Raw genomic sequence first — 17,894 nt, 5'->3', positions numbered from 1 at the left:
TTTGGAAGAGGGGAGGGTAACTTAGTACTTAGACGCGTAACTAAGATTTTTATAACAGGAAAAAGGAACTTTTTTTTAATATTTTCTTAAAAGCGTCTATACAACGAGTTTTATAGCTGGTAAATTTTAAATATTATGGTATTTTCGTGAAAAATTTTCTTTATGCAAACCCTAGATCATTACAGAGAGGTTTTTTTAGGACATTTAAAAAGTCGTATCAATGCTACCGAGCCTAAAAATTTGTATGAACCCATGCATTATATTTTAGGTATTGGCGGTAAACGCTTGCGCCCGTTATTAACCCTAATGACTGCCGATATTTTTGGAAATCGTTATGAAGATGCGTTAGATGCAGCCCTTGCTGTTGAGGTTTTTCATAATTTTTCTCTGGTACATGATGATATTATGGACGATGCACCCTTAAGAAGAGGAAGGCAAACCGTACATGAGAAATGGGATTTGAATACAGGAATTTTATCGGGTGACGCGATGCTTATCATAGCATATCAGTTATTTGAATATTATGAGCCTGCTAAGTTTCAAAAATTAGCTAAGTTGTTTAGTAAAACGGCTATTGAAGTTTGTGAAGGACAACAATATGACGTTGATTTTGAAACAAGAGATACGGTATCTTTAGATGAATATCTTAAAATGATAACCTACAAAACTGCGGTGTTAGTGGCTGCAGCAATGAAAATGGGAGCTATAGTTGCAGATGCTAGTTGTGATGAAGCAGATGCTATTTATGACTTTGGGTTGAATTTAGGGATCGCTTTTCAATTACAGGATGATTATTTAGATGCTTTTGGAGATCCGGCTACTTTTGGTAAACAAGTTGGGGGTGATATTATTGAAAATAAGAAGACCTATTTGTATCTTAAAACTATGGCGTCTTTAAGTGCAGACGAACAGGTGCAATTGCAACATTTATTTGCTATTAAACCCGTAGACCCAACAGATAAAATAGAAGAAGTAAAAGCTTATTTTATCTCCTCTGGAGCTGATGGTGCTACTCAAGAAGCTATAGAGATGTATACCAACAAGGCTTTTGATGCATTAGAGAAAATTAACATCTCTGAAGACAAAAAGAGTTTTTTAAGAGCGTTTGGTAATACATTAATGAAGCGTACGGTATAGTTATACTACTTGCTTAAAGCTTCTTATAAGTGCTTTTAAAAATGGTGTTTTGGGCAAACTGTTGATGATAGATAACTCTTCTACAGTACTTGTTTTTTCATCTAGAAATTTTAGAATTGATGGTGCCGAGTTATGCTCAAACATGGTGCTAAATATTTCTGCGCCTTTATGATTTTCTTTAGCTAGTAATTCTAATAAAATAGTGTCGTATTTTGTAAATCTATCTTGTTTAAAGAGTTTGCTTACGTCTACATTGCCATGTTTTAATGCCTCTGCTATAAGAAATGATTTTTCTTGTGAGTTTTTAAAAGTAAAACCGGTACTTGGTTTTGTAAAGCCACCTGTAGTGCCTATATGTAATACGTTTTTTGTGTTCTTTTTATAAAAATTATGGGTAGTCATGGGTATGCACCCTTTTTCTTTTTCTATAATGGTATAGTTGGTAATTTCCTGTTCTTCTAAATACGCTTTTATGGCATCGTTGTATTCATTATCACTAAGTAAATCTTCAGAAAATAATGTGTACTCTATTAAAGCTTCATTGTTAGACACTGGAAGCGCATACATAAATCTTGTATTACCTTTTTGTGGTACCGAAAAATCCATAAAGGTTGCTACCTCTTCATCAAATACAGGTTGCTCAGTTTTAATAAACCAACCTATAAAGTGTTGATATAGTAATGGCGTAGTGGTATTCTTTATCTCTTGACTATCAATTATGCTAGTGAATGCTTTGTCAGCTTCTATTATTTGGTTGCTTAATTGTACTTCTACAATTGTTTCTTTATCATTAATAGAAACCACTGTGTCATGTATCATTTCAACATTCGGTTTTGTTTTTAAGAAGCTGTGAATATGTTGGTAAAATGCTTTACTTCTTAGCATTTTATAGGAGTATGGATTGGTAGGTAAGCAAGAAAATCCGTTACTATTACTTATATGAAACTGATTCCAGGTTTTTGAAAGTAAGTGCTCAAACTCATTTTGGTTATCTTCCCAAAAGCACCAAGTTCTATCATTTTCATTTTTTTTCTCTTTTTCAATTAGCAGTATCTGGTGATTATCAAAAAAACTATCTTTTGCCAATCTATATGCTAGTAGTAAACCAGACGCTCCCCCGCCTGCAATTACATATTTGTCTCCCCCCATTAATATTTTTTTAAAATGTAATTGAATCTATAGTAAAAACGATCTTTTTCTAACTAAAGTGTAGACATTTACTTAAAACTTTGTTTTATTAGATTCTTTATGGGTATTTACGAAAGTAAGGAAAAGTTGGTTTTATAAAAAGATAAAAAAGTAATAAAAACAAAAAGCACCTTTAAGAAGGTGCTTTTCGATTTCCATTACTAGTGAAAATTTAAATTTATTTATTACAGTTTGGTCGCCGCAATTTTACTTTAAAAAAGTAGGCGGCGGTATACCTATTTATACGTAATTTTTGGTCTAATTATAGTTTTTACGTAAACCGTAATCGTTGTGTGTAGGTTTTTTTTTCTTTTTTTTCCGGTTCCACTTAAATAGTACATACTGGAAGGAAAGGCTTGCAACAGCATATGTTACTATCAATACAACGCCGTTACTGTATACATTCCAATAAAATGCATACAAAACAAAAAATAACATCAGATTACCTAGGTAACTGGTTATTTTCCTTTTTAAATTGTTAGGTTTTCTTCTACGCCTTTTAATAGCTATTTGAAGTATACCGGTAGAAAAGCAATACATAATTAAGGCAATAATAAGGGGCGCTATATCATCAAATAGGTCATAGTTCATATAAGTGCCTACAAATTCTCGATATGCTAATTCTTCTGCCTGATCTTGTTTGCTGAGTAATGAGATATCACTGTCCGTTTCTGCTAACGGACTTCTATATTCCATTTTTAGGCTAGGCTTGTGTTTAATAAAAAAGTCTGGTTCATTAAATTCTGGATGATACTTTATTCCAACAAAGGATAGCAGTAATAATCCAATTAAAATTTTTAGGAGGGGTGTTTTCATTTTAAATTGGTTATTCGGAAAAGATACGATATTATCTTTTTATCGTAAAAAAAATATTGATATTTTAATATATGTGGTTTATTTTGGTTATTTGTTAATCTACGGCAAAAGTTTCTATTACAGGTAATGCCTTATTATCAAAATCAAATAAAGCTTGGTTTTCCCATGAGGATCCGTCTGTGGCCTCTGTACCTTTCCAAGCTACTAATTCGGCTCCCCAGTAACAAAATCCTATTCCGTTACTGTTGTTTAGCATAAGGTTTTTAATAGCATTTACAAAGTCTTTCTGGCCTGTTGGAGTAGCTGGGTAGTCAGGTAAAATAAGGTGTTCATCTAGACCAACAATGTTATTAGTCCAATCATTCCACCCTAAGGTAAACGGATACGCTGTTTCTGCAATAACCACTTGTTTGTTGTGTGTGGTAGCCACGGTATTTATGGTGTTTTCTAAATCGGTAAAGCTTTTGCCATGCCAAATAGGGTAATAAGAGAGCCCTATCATATCATAATCTAACATGTTTATTTGATTATAAAACCACTCAGCACCTTCTATGCCCGCATAGTGAACTATAATTTTGGTGTTGGGTTTTACAATACGTACTACTGAAATGGCAGTTTCCATTTGGGTGATAAACTGAGATGGGTTGGTGTTAATGTTACCCATAGGGTGCATAAAACCACTATTAATCTCATTCCCTATCTGTATGAAATCGGGTGCTATATCTGTCATTATTTGGGTAGTGTAATCTTGTACATGGGTAATTAGTGCTGCCATGTTATCGTTTTCCCAAGCAGCAGGTATCGATTGTTGCGCTGGGTCTGCCCAAGTATCTGAATAATGTACAGTAAGCCATATTTTAAAACCATAGGTTTTAAGAGTAGTAGCAAATTGCTGTACTTCTGAAAAACCAGAGTGTCCGTTTTCAGGGTTTACCCATAAGCGCAAGCGTATGGTGTTAACTCCACTATCTTTTAACAAGGTGAGCGCATTAGTAGCCTCATTGTCTAAGTTGTAAAAAATGGTATTAGCTTCTAAAATTTCTGGTAAACTTGAAATATCAACAGCAGAGATAAAAGTAGTTTCTGTTTCTTCGGGAGTATCTGGAGTTTCATTGTCATTGTTAGAACCACATGACCATACCCATAGCAATAGGAATGCACAGATACTATGTTTTATAGAACGAATCATTATTAAAATCTATTTCTAAAACAAATATAGAGAATACTCAATTTGAATTTATGATGAATATCAATTTTTATTAAACGGTGGTTGATTTTATTTGTTGTGCTATTTTAAACGTGAGTACAATTTTTTGTTCAGACTTATTAGGTAGCTTTTCTTTTCTTTAAGATCGGCCAATGAAACCTCAAAGGTTTTGGTTTTAGCAATATTGGGAAGGGTTATTTTTCCTTTAGCAATGGAGTAAGAGGTGGTGATATTACAATAATTCAAAGCTAAAATTATAAGTTGCAGGCCGTCAGTGTCTATAACTTTAAAACCTAGTCGTTTAGCCGTGCGTTCATTGATTATATAACTGGTGCCACTAATTATTATATGTTCTTCTTTGCTATTTTCTAAAGAGGTAATGAGGTGTATAAGTCCTTCTACGTATTGTTGTAAAATAAAATGAATTCGTTTCTCTCGTGGTATTTGTTTGCAAAGCACAAAAACATAATCAAATAAGGTACCACCATGTACTTTTATTTTATTGTCTTTTGGCTTCTCTGTAATAAATAGTAAAGAGTGATAGGTTAAACGCCCAGCTTGTTTCATTGAAGGGGTATCTACAAATGGGGCTAGCAGGGTAATTATTATGAAAAATATAAGAATGCCTATAATGTATACCTGGGTGAACCACGCTATCCATACTCCAATTGCTATTATTAACAAGGCAAGCAGACCTATTTTTATTTGAACTTTTTTTTGCTCTTTGGATGTTTTACTATAAAACTTATGAATCATAAATAATATTATATGTTTGCTTTACATAGTTAAGTTTGTGAAAATACATTTTTTATTATTAATGACTGTTTGAGGTTAATCAATAGCCTCCCTCTTCAGTGCTAAATTAAAGACAATAGTTACAGCCCCTTTATCTATAGGTTGATACTTCTTATTCGTAAGAATTACATGAGGATTGATGGTAATTCTTAATTTTTCGCCACCTATACCAAAATACGGAACATACCGTAAAGTGTAGTTATTAAAATCTGTATAAGTAATAAGTTCTGAGCCAATGGTTAGTCCCATAGTAGATATGTGGGCAGTAATTTTAGGTCCTACAGTAAAGTGATGTGTGTTGAGAGCTATTTCTGTTCCAAGCCCATACTGGAAACCTCCTCCATGACGCCCGCCATATGCAGCTTTATTAACACCAATATCTAAAAGATGAAAGTTATTACTGTGCGGATCGCCAAAGCTATAGTTATAACCCGTGTAAAGGTTAACCGATTTGTACCTAGCAAACTTATTAAAGTCTGGTTGTTCTTGTGTGTGCCCAACAGTGGTTAGGAGTATGTACAAGGTAAAAAGTATACCGTAATTTTTGTTGGTAATGAGGTTCATTGAGTAGTGGAAGTAGGTTTTTTAGTTTTAAATAAGTTGAATATTTAAAGCAATGTTAATGAAGTGGTATTTTGGCTATGCCCATACCACCCCATACAACAACTAGATATAGCCAGTGCTATTTTTAATTTTTTCATCGGGGATGGCTATCTTTTCTTGTTTCTAATAGTTTCGCTTTTCAATTCGTTATAAGTAATTGTATTTTCAGAAACCTCGGTAATTTTCCAAGTACTGTGAATTTTACCACCCCAATAATCATATTTTAGTAGCAACGTATTCTCTGCCACTTTTTCCCAAGTGCCAAAGAAATTTTTATAAGATATAGGCGGTGTACCACACCAGCTTTCATTTTGTCTTTTTATTAAGGTACCGTCTGCCTTAAAAGTGATGCCAGATGCATCTCTTTTTAATTTATCTACTTTTTTAAGTTGAATAGTTTCTCTACCCTTAGAGAAATCAAATGTCCAACTACCAACTATGTTCTCTTCTACAGAAGGTGCCGGTTTCATAGCCATGGTTACAAATGCGGTTACTATTAACAGAATAATAGCCATATGAACCATTTTAAAGCTTACGGTTTTTCTTGGTGCTCTTTTGTTTTTCATATGTTTTTTATTGGTTTCCATTGGTGTCAAAGTTTTTAGCCATGTCTACCATTTTAATAAATTCAATACGGTAACCATTTTCATCAGTTCCTTTTGCGGCTTTGGCTAGCGCAAGTACTTGTGCGTAATTAGAGATGCCTTTAAATTTAGAATCACGAAGTAACAATCCAAATTCGGCTACGGCAGCAGAAAATCTAAAATTGTCAGAGGTTTTGTTCAAGGTTACTCCATTGTCTTTTATGATTTCTTCAAGCAATGTGCTTTCATTGGCTTCTGGTGCTTTGTATCTAAATTTTACAGTAGCTAATTCATTTCCTTTATAAGCAGTTTCGGCAATAGTAGTTTGTTGGTATTTATAACCAGCCTCGGTGGTGTTTTCGTTACCTACTGGAACAATTTCATATAAAGCGGTTACGGTATGTCCAGAGCCTAACTCACCGGCATCTTTAGTGTCATTGTCAAAATCTTCAGCATTTAGAGTTCGGTTTTCATACCCAATTAAACGGTATTGAGCTACTTTAGCTGGGTTAAACTCTACTTGAATTTTCACATCTTTAGCAATGGTTACTAGCGTACCGCCCATTTCATTTACCAATACCTTTTTAGCCTCAAACAAGTTGTCTATGTAATTATAGTTTCCGTTTCCTTTATCGGCTATTTGTTCCATCTTATTGTCTTTATAATTTCCGGTTCCAAACCCTAATACCGATAAGAAGATGCCAGATGCTCTTTTTTCTTCAATAAGCCTTACCAATGCTGCATTGCTAGAAGTACCCACGTTAAAGTCGCCATCAGTTGCTAGTATAATTCGGTTGTTACCACCTTGTATAAAATTATCATGGGCAATTTTATAAGCAAGCTGAATACCTTCGCCACCGGCGGTACTACCACCAGCATTAAGGTTGTTAATAGCTTCCATAATAGTTTCTTTATAATTACATGTAGTAGAGGGTAAAACTACGCCAGCTGCCCCGGCGTAAACCACGATGGCAATACGGTCATTTTCTCCTAGTTGGTTTACTAAAAGGTTGAACGATGATTTTAGTAAAGGTAGTTTATCTGGGCTATCCATAGAGCCTGATACATCTAATAGAAATACCAGGTTGCTTTTAGGGGCATTTTCCATATCTATTTCTTTACCTTGTAAACCAATATGTACTAGTTTGTTATTTGCATTCCATGGGCAATCACTTACCTCTGTAGTTATAGAAAACGGATGATTTCCTTTGGGTTGTTTATAGTTGTAATTAAAATAATTAATAAATTCTTCTACACGCACCGCATCTTTAGGTGGTAGTTGCCCTTTAGATATAAAACGGCGGGTGTTACTGTACGATGCTCCATCTACATCTGCAGAAAAAGTAGACAGCGGATTTTTAAGTACTTCTTTAAAATTGTTTTCAGTAATTACATCGTATTCTTCGGTATTATAAGTTTTTTGCAATGCCCCCATATCGTAGCTATAGGAACCGTTAGGTGCAACTTCTTCTGCATCTTCCATAACTACAAATTGTAAGGTTTCGGTTTTTTGTTGTTGTTTAGGTGGTGGTGGAGTTTTATCTGTACTGGTAACAGTACTTTTAGGTGCGTTTTCTTGGTTAGTTACATCTTCTTTTGGGGTGTTAGAACCACAGCTTATTAGTACTAAAAGCGTGGCGACAGAAAGCATCATTTTTTTCATCACATGTTTTTTTATTGGTTGCTGTTATGCGAAAATCAATAAAGATGCCAAACTTGTGAATGATGCTATTAATTTTATAAAACACTTGTTTTTAGAGGTTTGTGTTTAGTGTGTATATGCTTTCGTAATGGAGATCATGAAAGTAAATGCCATTACCATAATCAGCTTCAGGATATTTGGAGACAGTTTTGTTTATCGAGATAACTCTTAAGAAAGTGTCGTTTAGAATTGCTTTTACTGTTCTATAAACCGTATCAATTTTTGGATTAGTTTTGAGGGCTACCTGTATAGTATTAGGAATTTCAAATGGTTTAATGTCTAGCGAATTATCATTTTTAATATGTACAACATAATCGATGTTTCGTTGTAATTTGATTTGAATAGAAGTAAGTTTTTTTCGGTGTTTTACTCTTTTAAAGGGTATTTCTAGTACACCATTGGTATTAGTGTATAAAGTATCTTTTGTTGTTTTTATATGAGAATATTCATCATAGTTATATGCTATGAAAACTGTTTCGGTATTTAAGGAGGTGTTGTTATCTAGATTGAAATGAATGCGGTAGGCTTCACGTTTTTCAGTATTAGAATATGATATGGTATATGATGCTTCTTTTACTTCATAATTACTAAACATGGTTAACGTGTCTTTGTGAATAGTATAGTTGCCTTCGTATGATTGCCATGACCAACAACTGTAACTGGGTCTAGAGTAAACTTGAAAGGTATTGTCTGCTCTTAGGGTTATATCGTTAATGCTTTTAGAAGTATCTAAGTCAGATGTTTTATTCCAATATGCCGTACTACCATTTATAAATGTTTTATTCTCTAAGTTTTTTTGTGCAGTTGCCAGTAAGGGAGTTATAGTAATAAATAGTATCAACCATAATTTCATAAGGATTTTTTTATGTTAAAACGTTTTTAGCTACTATTTAGTATCCCCTAATGATTCACTTGTAAATTACTAGGGTCAAACTGCATTACCTTTCCGTTATAGGCGTTTAGTGTAAAGAGGTGTTTTACTTTGGGCGTGCACCCTGCTACGCTTTCATCACAAGGTTCGGTAATTAATGCGGCTTCCCATAGGAGAGTTTCTAAATACCTATCAAAATACAAGTTAATTTGTGTGTTTTTATAGGGTATTTCGCGGTGTATAAGGGTGTCTATTACGGTGTTTATAGGTAATAACTTTGTCAAATGTTTTTTACTGGGTAAAGCAATATCTAAAACTGGCGCTCCGTATTTATCTAACATTATACAAAAGTCATAACGTTCTATCCCTTTTTCTGGCCAGTGTAGTGTATATAGTGCAGAATATATGGGGTATGCCATGTTAGAGTCGCACCCTGTTAATGTTTGGGGTAGTGAGTCTCCTTCGTGTAATAAAAATTCAGCAACTTGTTTACTAGCTCCAATTTCAGTTTTAGGAATGTTGGTATAAACGGTGCAATCATTAAAGGTAACTTTAGTGTAAATACTATCACCTAATCTATCTGCAAGGTAATTATTAATACTATTTCTTATAGATTTTGGAAGTAAACTAAAGTCGTTATAGTTTGTTGCATAGCAACTATGAACAGGGAAACATTTGGTTTTTTTGGTCACCTGTTGGGGATACTTCTTAGCATCGAAACTGCTGTCACATGCTACCAAAAATGTAGCTAGCAGAATTATGTAGTACTTCAAGTTTTTTAGTTTTGGTGATGGCAATATCACAGCCCATTTTATCTTTCTCATTAGCAGCATTTTTAAAACGCTCGTAGTAAAGATACGTAAACCTAGCAAAAGGAGTTTAATAACTCAAAGGAAATTTATAGCCCCTGATGACGCCTTACCTGTTGGGATAGGTAAGGCATCGGGGGGAAAAATAGATGTAGGGGCGTTTTGTGTTGGGAAAAATGTATTTCTATTTTACAAAGCAAACTTATCGGTTTGCTGGATTTTTTTTGTACGTATTTTTACGTATTTTAATGGGCCTTGCCTTTCTTTAAAATCTAAAAAAGTAAGAACTAATCCAATAACCATTTATTTTTAAGGAGTTTCTTAAAAACTTCTCCACGTATTTTTTGTTGTCATAAGTGTGAGAGTTCGTCCTCGTATTTGTTTCTATTCCGTTTTCAATTATAGTATAGTCTTCGGTGTCTAATAAATTTCTTTTATCATAATCATAAGACCAAATTAAGCCTCTTATTTTTATTAGTATTTGGTAGTACTCTTCTTCAATATTTTCATAATTAAGGTATGAGATGTGTTGCTGTATTCTACTGGTTTTGTGTTTAAAGAAATACATAAGATGTGGAGACGGAGCCATTTTTTTGGCAAGGTCTCTAAACGCCTCTTCAGTGTTGGTTTCCATAGCATCGTAAAATGCCTTTTTCATGGCATACATTGAGGTGAAACCTTGGTGAGGTTGCATGGGTACTGGTTGTGTTAGCACCTTTCCTGTTAAATCAATCTCAACCATTTTATTATTTTTAAAAGCTAAGGCTTTGCTACCTTCGAATTCTGATATTTCGTCATAACCTGTGGTGGTTACTCTAACATTGTTTTTGTATAAGTTGTATGCCCCGTTTTCTCTTACTTTAAATAGGTTCTTAGCACTAACTTTACTTATATACTCGTACTTGAAGGGGAGTATTTCTTTCTCATTTAAGTTTAAAATACCAAACTTACCTTTTTTTGATGCGGCAAAGGTTATATCAGCTTTGTCAAAGCTTTGATATTCTTCATTCAAATAGAGGTCTAAGGTATCATATTTAAAAGGAACAATAATTTTATTAGCATCATCAATAATTCCATAATACTTTTCATGTTTAGCTACAAAATATACCTCATTGTTGTCTGTATCTTCTAGCTTAGCTACAATGGTATCGTATTCTGCTGGTATAGGAATCGTATTAGTAAAACGGTTTATAACTCCGTTTTTTCCGTTCTTGGTACTTATCGTTTGATAATGATTTTTAACGCCTTCCGGGTAAATAATATCATGATTGATAGTTGGTGTGGTAGTTACATGGGTATACTGTGCTGGTATGGTTACCTTTCCATTGGTATCAATAAAGCCATACAAACCATCTTTCTTAAACTTGTAATTCTTGTAGTGGGAGTCTCTTTTCTCGTAGATATTGTCATATTCGGTGTCTAAAACGGTGGTGCCATCATAGTTAAAAAGGCCGTATTTACGGTTTGGTGCAGGGGTGCAAGCCATTAAATATTTGTTAGCAAAGCTGCCTATATAAAGGTATTTTACAGGCATTAATTTTCCCTTGTAAATGTCAAAAAGGCCATGTAAAGAATCTTTTTTGGTTATATAGGTACTAGATGGTATACCTCTTGCACCATAAATTTTGGAAATGGCATCATATTCCGGTTCCAAAATCATCTTTCCGTTAGCATCTATAAAACCATATTTATGGTTTATTTTAACCTCATAAATAGGATTAGATTTAGAACCATAAATGGTAATACGTTTGTATTTAGAGGGTATTAATTCAGCTCCGGTTTTATAGTCTAATACGCCGTATTTCCCATTTTCTGATACAATGAAATTATCTTGTCCTTTTTGCTGTATTTTTTGATATTTAGCTGGTATATAGGTGTTTGTTTTTCTAAAATATATACCTAATAGATTATTATCCTTATAGGTGAAGTAATCGTTGTTGTTGTGTTTGGTAATTCCGTTGTACTTAAAAGGAATCAACACTTCTCCTTGCAAGTTTAAGAGGCCTACTTTTCCGTTTTGTATCGCTATAGGATATTCTAATTTTGTGTTTATATAGGAAATAGTTTCTTTAGGAGCATCAGGTAAAGGTGTTGGTATTTTTGATATTCCGTTTTTTATAATATCATACTGGTAGCCTGTAAAGGTATCATTGGTAAAAAAGCCCACTTTTCCCCCTTGGTATAACACTAAGGCATTTTCATAAAAAATTATTTTGTCGGGATTCAGTTTCTTGTTTTTACCCGACTCGGATATAATCGTTAAATTTCCTTTTTTATCGTAGACTGCATATTGCTTGGCTGTGTTGAAGCCTAAAATATCTTTATATTCCGCTTTTAAATATTCTATACCATGAATATTCATTAATCCATACAAACCTTTGTTTTTTGTTTTGATGGAATATGTATAGTAATTAATGGTTTTAAATGGAATTAGTGAGTCGTATTTTACTGGAATAATTTCTTCGCCATCTTTTCCAAAATATCCCATTTTATCTCCCTTTTGCACAAAATACCCACGATTTTCAAATTTGTAGATAATGTCATATTTGGGAGGTATGATGGTATCTTTCCCTTTTATAACTCCCGTTTTGCCATTGGGTTGTGCTGGAAGTTTATAAAAATGTGAATATGGATTGCTATCAGTTTTTTCGTGTGGACTGTCTGTTGCATAAGTTACCTGTGCAGAAACTAATGTAATACCACAAAGTAGGAATGCAGCAAAAAGGAAAAATTTCATGTATGCATTGGGTTGTTGTAGTAGCTAAAATACTATTTTTTTTGAAAAATCCTACTTTAAAAATTGGACGGTTTAAAATTACCGTTGCTGTAGTTAAAAATGCAAATGCATTTTTTTGAGCTATTTTCTGGGTTGTAATCTTTGTGTGATTCTTCTTCAGTACAATAACAATCAGGAGTTAAATCACTTGTATCGTAGGTAATAGTAATGGTGTTTAAATGGTTGCTATAGGATATATCTGCTACATTTAATCTGGTTTCAACGGCGTAACTAAAATCTGTTTCAAAATTAGCATTACGCAATGTTATTAAACTAACATAAGTTATAAAACAGGTGCCACAACCTTTAACATAACCTTCAGCTATGTACTGAACCTCATTTGTTGCGGAGGTCATTTTTTTAATGGCGGTAAAACCATCTCCTGAAAATGCTGAATAGGGAGGAGGTAGTTCTTTGTTTCTTAGTTGTTCTGCAGTTACCTTTAATTCAGTAGTAAGTGGTTTATAGTAAACAAAAGATAGATAACTACGATAAGAGCCTCCGGTTTTTTCATCTAGCATAAAGTTATAAAGTAGTCCGTCGTCTGAAATAAGAATGCCTAAATTTGAATGAAAAAGGTTTTCAATTTTTGCTGTATTGAATTCTGGTTGGTTGATAGCTGTCACCAAGTGGTGTATTATTTTATCTTGTAAATACCCTAAAAACTCATAAGTATCAATGGTGTCAATGGAGTCATTGGTGATGTTGTACTCTTTATGTAATGCTAAAATATCCTCTTTCGGAAGGGTATATTCATTTAGGGAAATCTCGAAATGATAGGGCTGTACCTGGCTGTATACTGAAAGATAGGTATTTGTTTTCTTTACGGCTACTTCAAAAGTATTGGCATTTTGGGCAAACATTGAAATAGTACTAATTAAAGAGAAAAATGTAAGAAGAATATTTTTCATGATAAAGGCTATGTAAACCTTAATATACTCATTTTTTAATACTACCGCCGTAAGCTTCAAGTTAATTTTCACTTTAATTATTTACTTTATTAGTTTGCTCTAAAGATATGAATTGGTGAAAAGCTTTAGGCTATGGCGGTAATATTTCATGTATGTATTAAATGTAAATTACATTAGTAAATTTTTAATCATACATTCGTTTTGGTTTGGGACAAAAAAGATGTTTATATTACTACTTAAACTTACAAGGCAATGTTAAAGCGAAATCTTCACTTTTTTACAAAAGTATTGTCGAGTGTATTTTATCTGTAGACGAATGGTAGCTATCTAAAGGTAAATGACAAAGATGTGTAGTTCATCGATATAGGTTAGGTTATGCATCACCAGTTTTAGCAATTACCCTAAAGCAACATCTAAAATCATCATGACTAAAAACCCTCCTATAAAACCAAGCACCGATATGTCTGTATGACCATCTTGTTGGGTTTCTGGTATCACCTCTTCTACAACTACAAATATCATAGCTCCTGCGGCAAATGCTAGTGCATAGGGTAAAATAGGGGTAAAGAAACTTACAGCTATAGCCCCAACTACACCTGCAATGGGTTCTACAATAGCAGAAAGTTGCCCATAGAAAAAACTGCGTCTTCTGCTCATACCTTGTCTTCTTAATGGCATGGAAACAGCAATGCCTTCAGGGAAATTTTGAATTCCGATTCCAATAGCCAATATAACAGCTGCTGAAATAGAAGCTTCTGGTATGCCTGCGGCTACTCCACCAAACAGCACTCCAACGGCTAGCCCTTCTGGTATGTTGTGTAGGGTTATGGCAAGTACTAATAAAGTAGTTCTATGCCAATTAGTTGTGAGACCTTCACTTTCATTTGGGGTAAAATTTATATGTAAATGTGGCAATAGCTTGTCTAAGCTAAATAAGAATAGTGCTCCCAATGCAAAACCTATAGCAGAGGGTATTACTTTAGCAAAACCCTCGCCACTGCTCATTTCAATAGCAGGGGCCAGTAAACTCCAAAAACTAGCAGCCACCATAACACCACCAGTAAATCCTAACATGCCATCTAGTACGGTACGTTTCATGGTTTTAAAAAAGAAAACAAAAGCAGCACCTGCGGCAGTTACTAGCCAAGTGAATACGGTAGCTATTAAAGCACCCCATACCGGATCTATAGATTCAAAAAATTCAAGTAAAGATGTAAACATGTATGTACGTTATTCTATATGGTAGAAAGATACAAAAAAGCCCTTACATGTTACGTACATAAGTAAGGGCTAACGATTGGTTATGGTAATTTAATTTTACTCTTTATACAAATATCCGGTTGCAGTATACCCCCAGTCGGTATTACCGTCATAATCTTCACTTTCGTTAGATACGTGTCGTGTAAAATACACGGATAATTTAGTGCTATTTATATAAGCCATAAAGTACGATTGCGTTTCGGTCCATACCCCTCCTTTGTTCATCCAAACATAGTTTAGTTGTTCACCATAACCTTTACTCCAAATAACTTCGTAGTCCGTGTCTTTTATTCGGTCGCCATCGGAATCGGTGGTTACAGAATAAACGTTATTGTCATCAATATACAGGGTTACGCTCATGGTACGGTCATCATTGGTAGTAAGGGTGCCTGTCCAAATACCATCAAAATCTCTCGATTGCGCCTGAAGAGTATACATACTAATAAATAAGAAGCTAAAAAGAATAAACTTTTTCATAATTAAAGTGGTTTAAAAGGTTTGTTTTTATACATTTAAGTTAATAATTAACTATGTGATATTCAATGTATATTTGATTGAAATCGTTTAAAAACAAAAATATAACCCTTTAACGTATGTTTTTTTAGGGGTTGTAAGATTTTAGCAAGGAAAAACCCTAATACTATAATAGGTAAACCCCTATGTATACTACTTCACAATCATTACTGGTACTTTTACTTTATGACGTACAGTGTCTATTGTGGTACCTAATACCATATCTTTAAACCATGAGTGGCCATGAGCTCCCATAATCAGCAAATCGTATTCTGCCTTGTTTACCAATGCTGGAATCTCTTTTTTCGGACTTCCAAATCGTAAATGGGTACTTACTTTAAAACCTTGAGCTACCAGTTGTTCTTCGTAATGATTTAGATATGCTTGGTCACTACTACTTTCATAGTCCTTAGTGTTTTCTCCATGTACCAAAGCTCCTGGTGTTTCTACTACATGTATTAGACTGTATCTCGCTTCCTTTTTACCAATTTGTAACGCTTTGTAAATGCTATTACTATCAGCATCTGAAAAGTCTACTGCTATGGCAATACGTTTATACGATAATGGAGGTATTTTCTTAGTAAGCATTAATTCATCTATGTGCGGTACATGCTTGGTAACCTTAATGCGCGATTTAAATATGGGTTTAATAGTAATATAAACCAGTAAAACCGCAGCGCCAATAGCTACAGGTACTACAAATATCCAAATGTAAATAGGATGATTTGAAGTGTTTATCCATTTACTAATTTCGTCATATACTAATTGTACATTAAGTCCAACAATAATAATAGCAATTACCCATGATGCTATTTTGGTTTTTAAGCTAATAGCAAAGTCGCCCATTTTCTTTTTATCACTTACAAAGTGAATAAGCGGTATAATGGCAAAACCTAATTGTAAGCTAAGCACTACCTGACTAAGTACCAGTAATTCTCCGGTAGAACTTTCTCCCAAATAAAATACGGTTAAAGCTGCGGGTACAATGGCAATAAGACGGGTGATGATGCGACGTACCCATGGTTGTATACGCAAGTTTAGATATCCTTCCATTACAATTTGCCCGGCAAGCGTACCGGTAACAGTACTACTTTGCCCTGCGGCAATTAAAGCCAATGCAAATAACACCGATGCATATTTAGATCCTAACAACGGCTCTAACATTCGGTGTGCATCTTGTATTTCTGCAATCTCAAACAATCCGTTTTTATGAAACGTTGCTGCTGCCAATATTAAAATGGCGGCATTTACAAAAAATGCCAAGTTAAGTGCTATGGCAGAATCAAAAATGTTGTATTTAAGTGCTTGCTTAATACTCTTTTTATCTCTGTTAAACTTTCTAGTTTGTACTAGTGATGAGTGCAGGTATAAATTGTGTGGCATTACTGTTGCTCCAATAATACCAATAGCAATGTATAACGCTGTTTTGTTGGGTAGGGTAGGTATAAAACCGGTAGCCATTTCGCTAAAATCGGGTTTAGCTAATACCATTTCAAGTAAAAAACAACCTCCAATAATGGCTATTAAAGTAATAATAAAAGCCTCCATCTTACGGATGCCTTTATTCATTAAAAACAAAAGTAAGAAGGTATCTAGCATAGAAATACCAACTCCCCAAAGTAGTGGAATATCAAACAATAATTCCAATCCAATGGCCATCCCTAATACCTCAGCCAAATCACAGGCAGCAATGGCAATTTCTGCCATGATATATAAAATGAAATTTACAAAAGGCGAATATGTCTCACGAGAGGCTTGAGCTAAATCTCTCCCTTTTACAATACCTAACCTAGCACTTAAACTTTGCAGTAGTAATGCCATGATGTTAGACATTAATAAAACCCATATAAGAGCATACCCAAACTGAGAACCACCAGCAATATCGGTAGCCCAGTTACCAGGATCCATATAACCAACACTAATTAAATATGCCGGACCTAAAAAGGCAACAAATCGTTTCCATAACGATTTTTTTTGGCTGGTGTCTATAGACTCATGAACTTCTTCAAGTGATTTACCTTTCATAAAAATGTATTTTAAGGTACTTAATTATATTTTACGCACGTATAAGTTAGCGGCTGCCACTGCCGATATATTTTTCTGAAATTCTTTATAGGCAATGGTTACAGAACCATCAAAAACTTCCTTTTCTATTATGGTAAGTTCTATCCCTAAAGCAATTTCAATTTTATCTAAGTATTGTAGAAACTCTTTAGAAGTATTTTTAACCCCTACGCAAAGTCCTTTCTCGCTTGGTTTTAAACTACTCAGAGGAACTTTTTTACCAGCTTGTATTTCGCCATATTTATCTGGTATGGGGTCGCCATGCGGGTCTACGGTTGGGTAATCTAAATAAGCATCCAATTCTTCAATTAGTTTATCAGATTTTATATGCTCTAAATGTTCTGCTACTTCATGCACTTCATCCCAATTAAAGTTCAGCTTTTCTACTAAAAAAACTTCCCATAAACGGTGCTTTCTTACAATTGAGGCAGCAATAAGTCGGCCTTCTTTAGTAAGGGTGGCACCTTGGTACTTTTTATAGTTTACAAAATCTTTATCGGCTAGCTTTTTAATCATATCGGTGGCAGAAGAAGCTTTGGTGTCCATGGCATCTGCTAAATCGTTAGTGGTTACAGCAATTCCAGACTTTGCCGATAGGTGATAAATAGCTTTTAAGTAGTTCTCTTCAGAAAGCGTCATACAATACAAAATTACATGA

Annotated in this window: 16 protein-coding genes; 1 reads left to right on the top strand and 15 read right to left on the bottom strand. The window is 34.2% G+C overall.

Going from position 1 to position 17,894, the window contains the following annotated elements; genetic code table 11:
- Window positions 1-162 precede the first annotated feature (162 nt).
- Entirely contained in the window at window positions 163-1,137 is a 975-nt protein-coding gene (locus tag Y10_RS01315) for a polyprenyl synthetase family protein (RefSeq protein WP_281763556.1), read from the top strand.
- On the opposite strand, the gene Y10_RS01310 is transcribed toward Y10_RS01315, so the two are convergent.
- From Y10_RS01310 to Y10_RS01240, 15 genes are all read right to left on the bottom strand, one after another.
- Window positions 1,138-2,286: a lycopene cyclase family protein gene (locus tag Y10_RS01310; protein ID WP_281763555.1), complete on the bottom strand. Its 1,149-nt coding sequence runs from the start codon at window positions 2,284-2,286 to the stop codon at window positions 1,138-1,140.
- 297 nt (window positions 2,287-2,583) lie between these two features.
- Window positions 2,584-3,141, bottom strand: a complete 558-nt coding sequence (locus Y10_RS01305) for a hypothetical protein (RefSeq protein ID WP_281763554.1) — start codon at window positions 3,139-3,141, stop codon at window positions 2,584-2,586.
- A 94-nt stretch (window positions 3,142-3,235) separates the two neighbouring features.
- Complete coding sequence (locus tag Y10_RS01300; protein ID WP_281763553.1) at window positions 3,236-4,330, bottom strand: glycoside hydrolase family 53 protein; 1,095 nt, start codon at window positions 4,328-4,330, stop codon at window positions 3,236-3,238.
- Window positions 4,331-4,429: 99 nt separating this feature from the next.
- The gene (locus tag Y10_RS01295; RefSeq protein ID WP_281763552.1) at window positions 4,430-5,104 is read right to left on the bottom strand and encodes a hypothetical protein; all 675 of its coding nucleotides are present in this window, start codon (window positions 5,102-5,104) and stop codon (window positions 4,430-4,432) included.
- 75 nt (window positions 5,105-5,179) lie between these two features.
- Window positions 5,180-5,707 carry a hypothetical protein gene (locus Y10_RS01290; RefSeq protein ID WP_281763551.1) on the bottom strand — a complete coding sequence of 176 codons (528 nt, stop codon included), beginning with the start codon at window positions 5,705-5,707 and terminating at the stop codon, window positions 5,180-5,182.
- Window positions 5,708-5,853: 146 nt separating this feature from the next.
- Window positions 5,854-6,312 carry a hypothetical protein gene (locus tag Y10_RS01285; RefSeq protein WP_281763550.1) on the bottom strand — a complete coding sequence of 153 codons (459 nt, stop codon included), beginning with the start codon at window positions 6,310-6,312 and terminating at the stop codon, window positions 5,854-5,856.
- A gap of 7 nt (window positions 6,313-6,319) precedes the next feature.
- The gene (locus Y10_RS01280) at window positions 6,320-7,993 is read right to left on the bottom strand and encodes a vWA domain-containing protein (RefSeq protein ID WP_281763549.1); all 1,674 of its coding nucleotides are present in this window, start codon (window positions 7,991-7,993) and stop codon (window positions 6,320-6,322) included.
- Between the two features lie 91 nt (window positions 7,994-8,084).
- Window positions 8,085-8,885 (bottom strand): hypothetical protein, encoded by an 801-nt coding sequence (locus Y10_RS01275; RefSeq protein ID WP_281763548.1) that lies wholly within the window; start codon window positions 8,883-8,885, stop codon window positions 8,085-8,087.
- Between the two features lie 47 nt (window positions 8,886-8,932).
- Window positions 8,933-9,727 (bottom strand): hypothetical protein, encoded by a 795-nt coding sequence (locus tag Y10_RS01270; RefSeq protein WP_281763547.1) that lies wholly within the window; start codon window positions 9,725-9,727, stop codon window positions 8,933-8,935.
- A gap of 250 nt (window positions 9,728-9,977) precedes the next feature.
- A complete protein-coding gene (locus Y10_RS01265) occupies window positions 9,978-12,449 on the bottom strand; it encodes a WG repeat-containing protein (RefSeq protein ID WP_281763546.1) in 2,472 nt (823 codons plus the stop codon).
- Between the two features lie 56 nt (window positions 12,450-12,505).
- Window positions 12,506-13,399, bottom strand: coding sequence for a hypothetical protein (locus Y10_RS01260; RefSeq protein ID WP_281763545.1), 894 nt, complete (start codon window positions 13,397-13,399; stop codon window positions 12,506-12,508).
- 396 nt (window positions 13,400-13,795) lie between these two features.
- Entirely contained in the window at window positions 13,796-14,620 is an 825-nt protein-coding gene (locus tag Y10_RS01255) for a ZIP family metal transporter (RefSeq protein ID WP_281763544.1), read from the bottom strand.
- Window positions 14,621-14,716: 96 nt separating this feature from the next.
- A complete protein-coding gene (locus Y10_RS01250) occupies window positions 14,717-15,136 on the bottom strand; it encodes a hypothetical protein (RefSeq protein ID WP_281763543.1) in 420 nt (139 codons plus the stop codon).
- 189 nt (window positions 15,137-15,325) lie between these two features.
- Window positions 15,326-17,197 carry an Nramp family divalent metal transporter gene (locus Y10_RS01245; RefSeq protein ID WP_281763542.1) on the bottom strand — a complete coding sequence of 624 codons (1,872 nt, stop codon included), beginning with the start codon at window positions 17,195-17,197 and terminating at the stop codon, window positions 15,326-15,328.
- Window positions 17,198-17,221: 24 nt separating this feature from the next.
- The gene (locus Y10_RS01240; RefSeq protein WP_281763541.1) at window positions 17,222-17,875 is read right to left on the bottom strand and encodes a metal-dependent transcriptional regulator; all 654 of its coding nucleotides are present in this window, start codon (window positions 17,873-17,875) and stop codon (window positions 17,222-17,224) included.
- Between the last annotated feature and the right edge of the window lie 19 nt (window positions 17,876-17,894).

It is taken from the genome of Neptunitalea lumnitzerae (assembly GCF_027924185.1).
Taxonomy (GTDB): Bacteria; Bacteroidota; Bacteroidia; order Flavobacteriales; family Flavobacteriaceae; genus Neptunitalea; species Neptunitalea lumnitzerae.
The sequence above is the reverse complement of the archived record's forward strand: the minus strand, read 5'-3'. Positions and strand labels throughout refer to the sequence as shown.

What these genes read in the sequence shown, in the direction of transcription:
- Y10_RS01315 (WP_281763556.1), top strand. Translation starts at nt 163, where the DNA reads ATGCAAACCCTAGATCATTACAGAGAGGTTTTTTTAGGACATTTAAAA.
- Y10_RS01310 (WP_281763555.1), bottom strand. Translation starts at nt 2,286, where the DNA reads ATGGGGGGAGACAAATATGTAATTGCAGGCGGGGGAGCGTCTGGTTTA.
- Y10_RS01305 (WP_281763554.1), bottom strand. Translation starts at nt 3,141, where the DNA reads ATGAAAACACCCCTCCTAAAAATTTTAATTGGATTATTACTGCTATCC.
- Y10_RS01300 (WP_281763553.1), bottom strand. Translation starts at nt 4,330, where the DNA reads ATGATTCGTTCTATAAAACATAGTATCTGTGCATTCCTATTGCTATGG.
- Y10_RS01295 (WP_281763552.1), bottom strand. Translation starts at nt 5,104, where the DNA reads ATGATTCATAAGTTTTATAGTAAAACATCCAAAGAGCAAAAAAAAGTT.
- Y10_RS01290 (WP_281763551.1), bottom strand. Translation starts at nt 5,707, where the DNA reads ATGAACCTCATTACCAACAAAAATTACGGTATACTTTTTACCTTGTAC.
- Y10_RS01285 (WP_281763550.1), bottom strand. Translation starts at nt 6,312, where the DNA reads ATGAAAAACAAAAGAGCACCAAGAAAAACCGTAAGCTTTAAAATGGTT.
- Y10_RS01280 (WP_281763549.1), bottom strand. Translation starts at nt 7,993, where the DNA reads ATGAAAAAAATGATGCTTTCTGTCGCCACGCTTTTAGTACTAATAAGC.
- Y10_RS01275 (WP_281763548.1), bottom strand. Translation starts at nt 8,885, where the DNA reads ATGAAATTATGGTTGATACTATTTATTACTATAACTCCCTTACTGGCA.
- Y10_RS01270 (WP_281763547.1), bottom strand. Translation starts at nt 9,727, where the DNA reads ATGAGAAAGATAAAATGGGCTGTGATATTGCCATCACCAAAACTAAAA.
- Y10_RS01265 (WP_281763546.1), bottom strand. Translation starts at nt 12,449, where the DNA reads ATGAAATTTTTCCTTTTTGCTGCATTCCTACTTTGTGGTATTACATTA.
- Y10_RS01260 (WP_281763545.1), bottom strand. Translation starts at nt 13,399, where the DNA reads ATGAAAAATATTCTTCTTACATTTTTCTCTTTAATTAGTACTATTTCA.
- Y10_RS01255 (WP_281763544.1), bottom strand. Translation starts at nt 14,620, where the DNA reads ATGTTTACATCTTTACTTGAATTTTTTGAATCTATAGATCCGGTATGG.
- Y10_RS01250 (WP_281763543.1), bottom strand. Translation starts at nt 15,136, where the DNA reads ATGAAAAAGTTTATTCTTTTTAGCTTCTTATTTATTAGTATGTATACT.
- Y10_RS01245 (WP_281763542.1), bottom strand. Translation starts at nt 17,197, where the DNA reads ATGAAAGGTAAATCACTTGAAGAAGTTCATGAGTCTATAGACACCAGC.
- Y10_RS01240 (WP_281763541.1), bottom strand. Translation starts at nt 17,875, where the DNA reads ATGACGCTTTCTGAAGAGAACTACTTAAAAGCTATTTATCACCTATCG.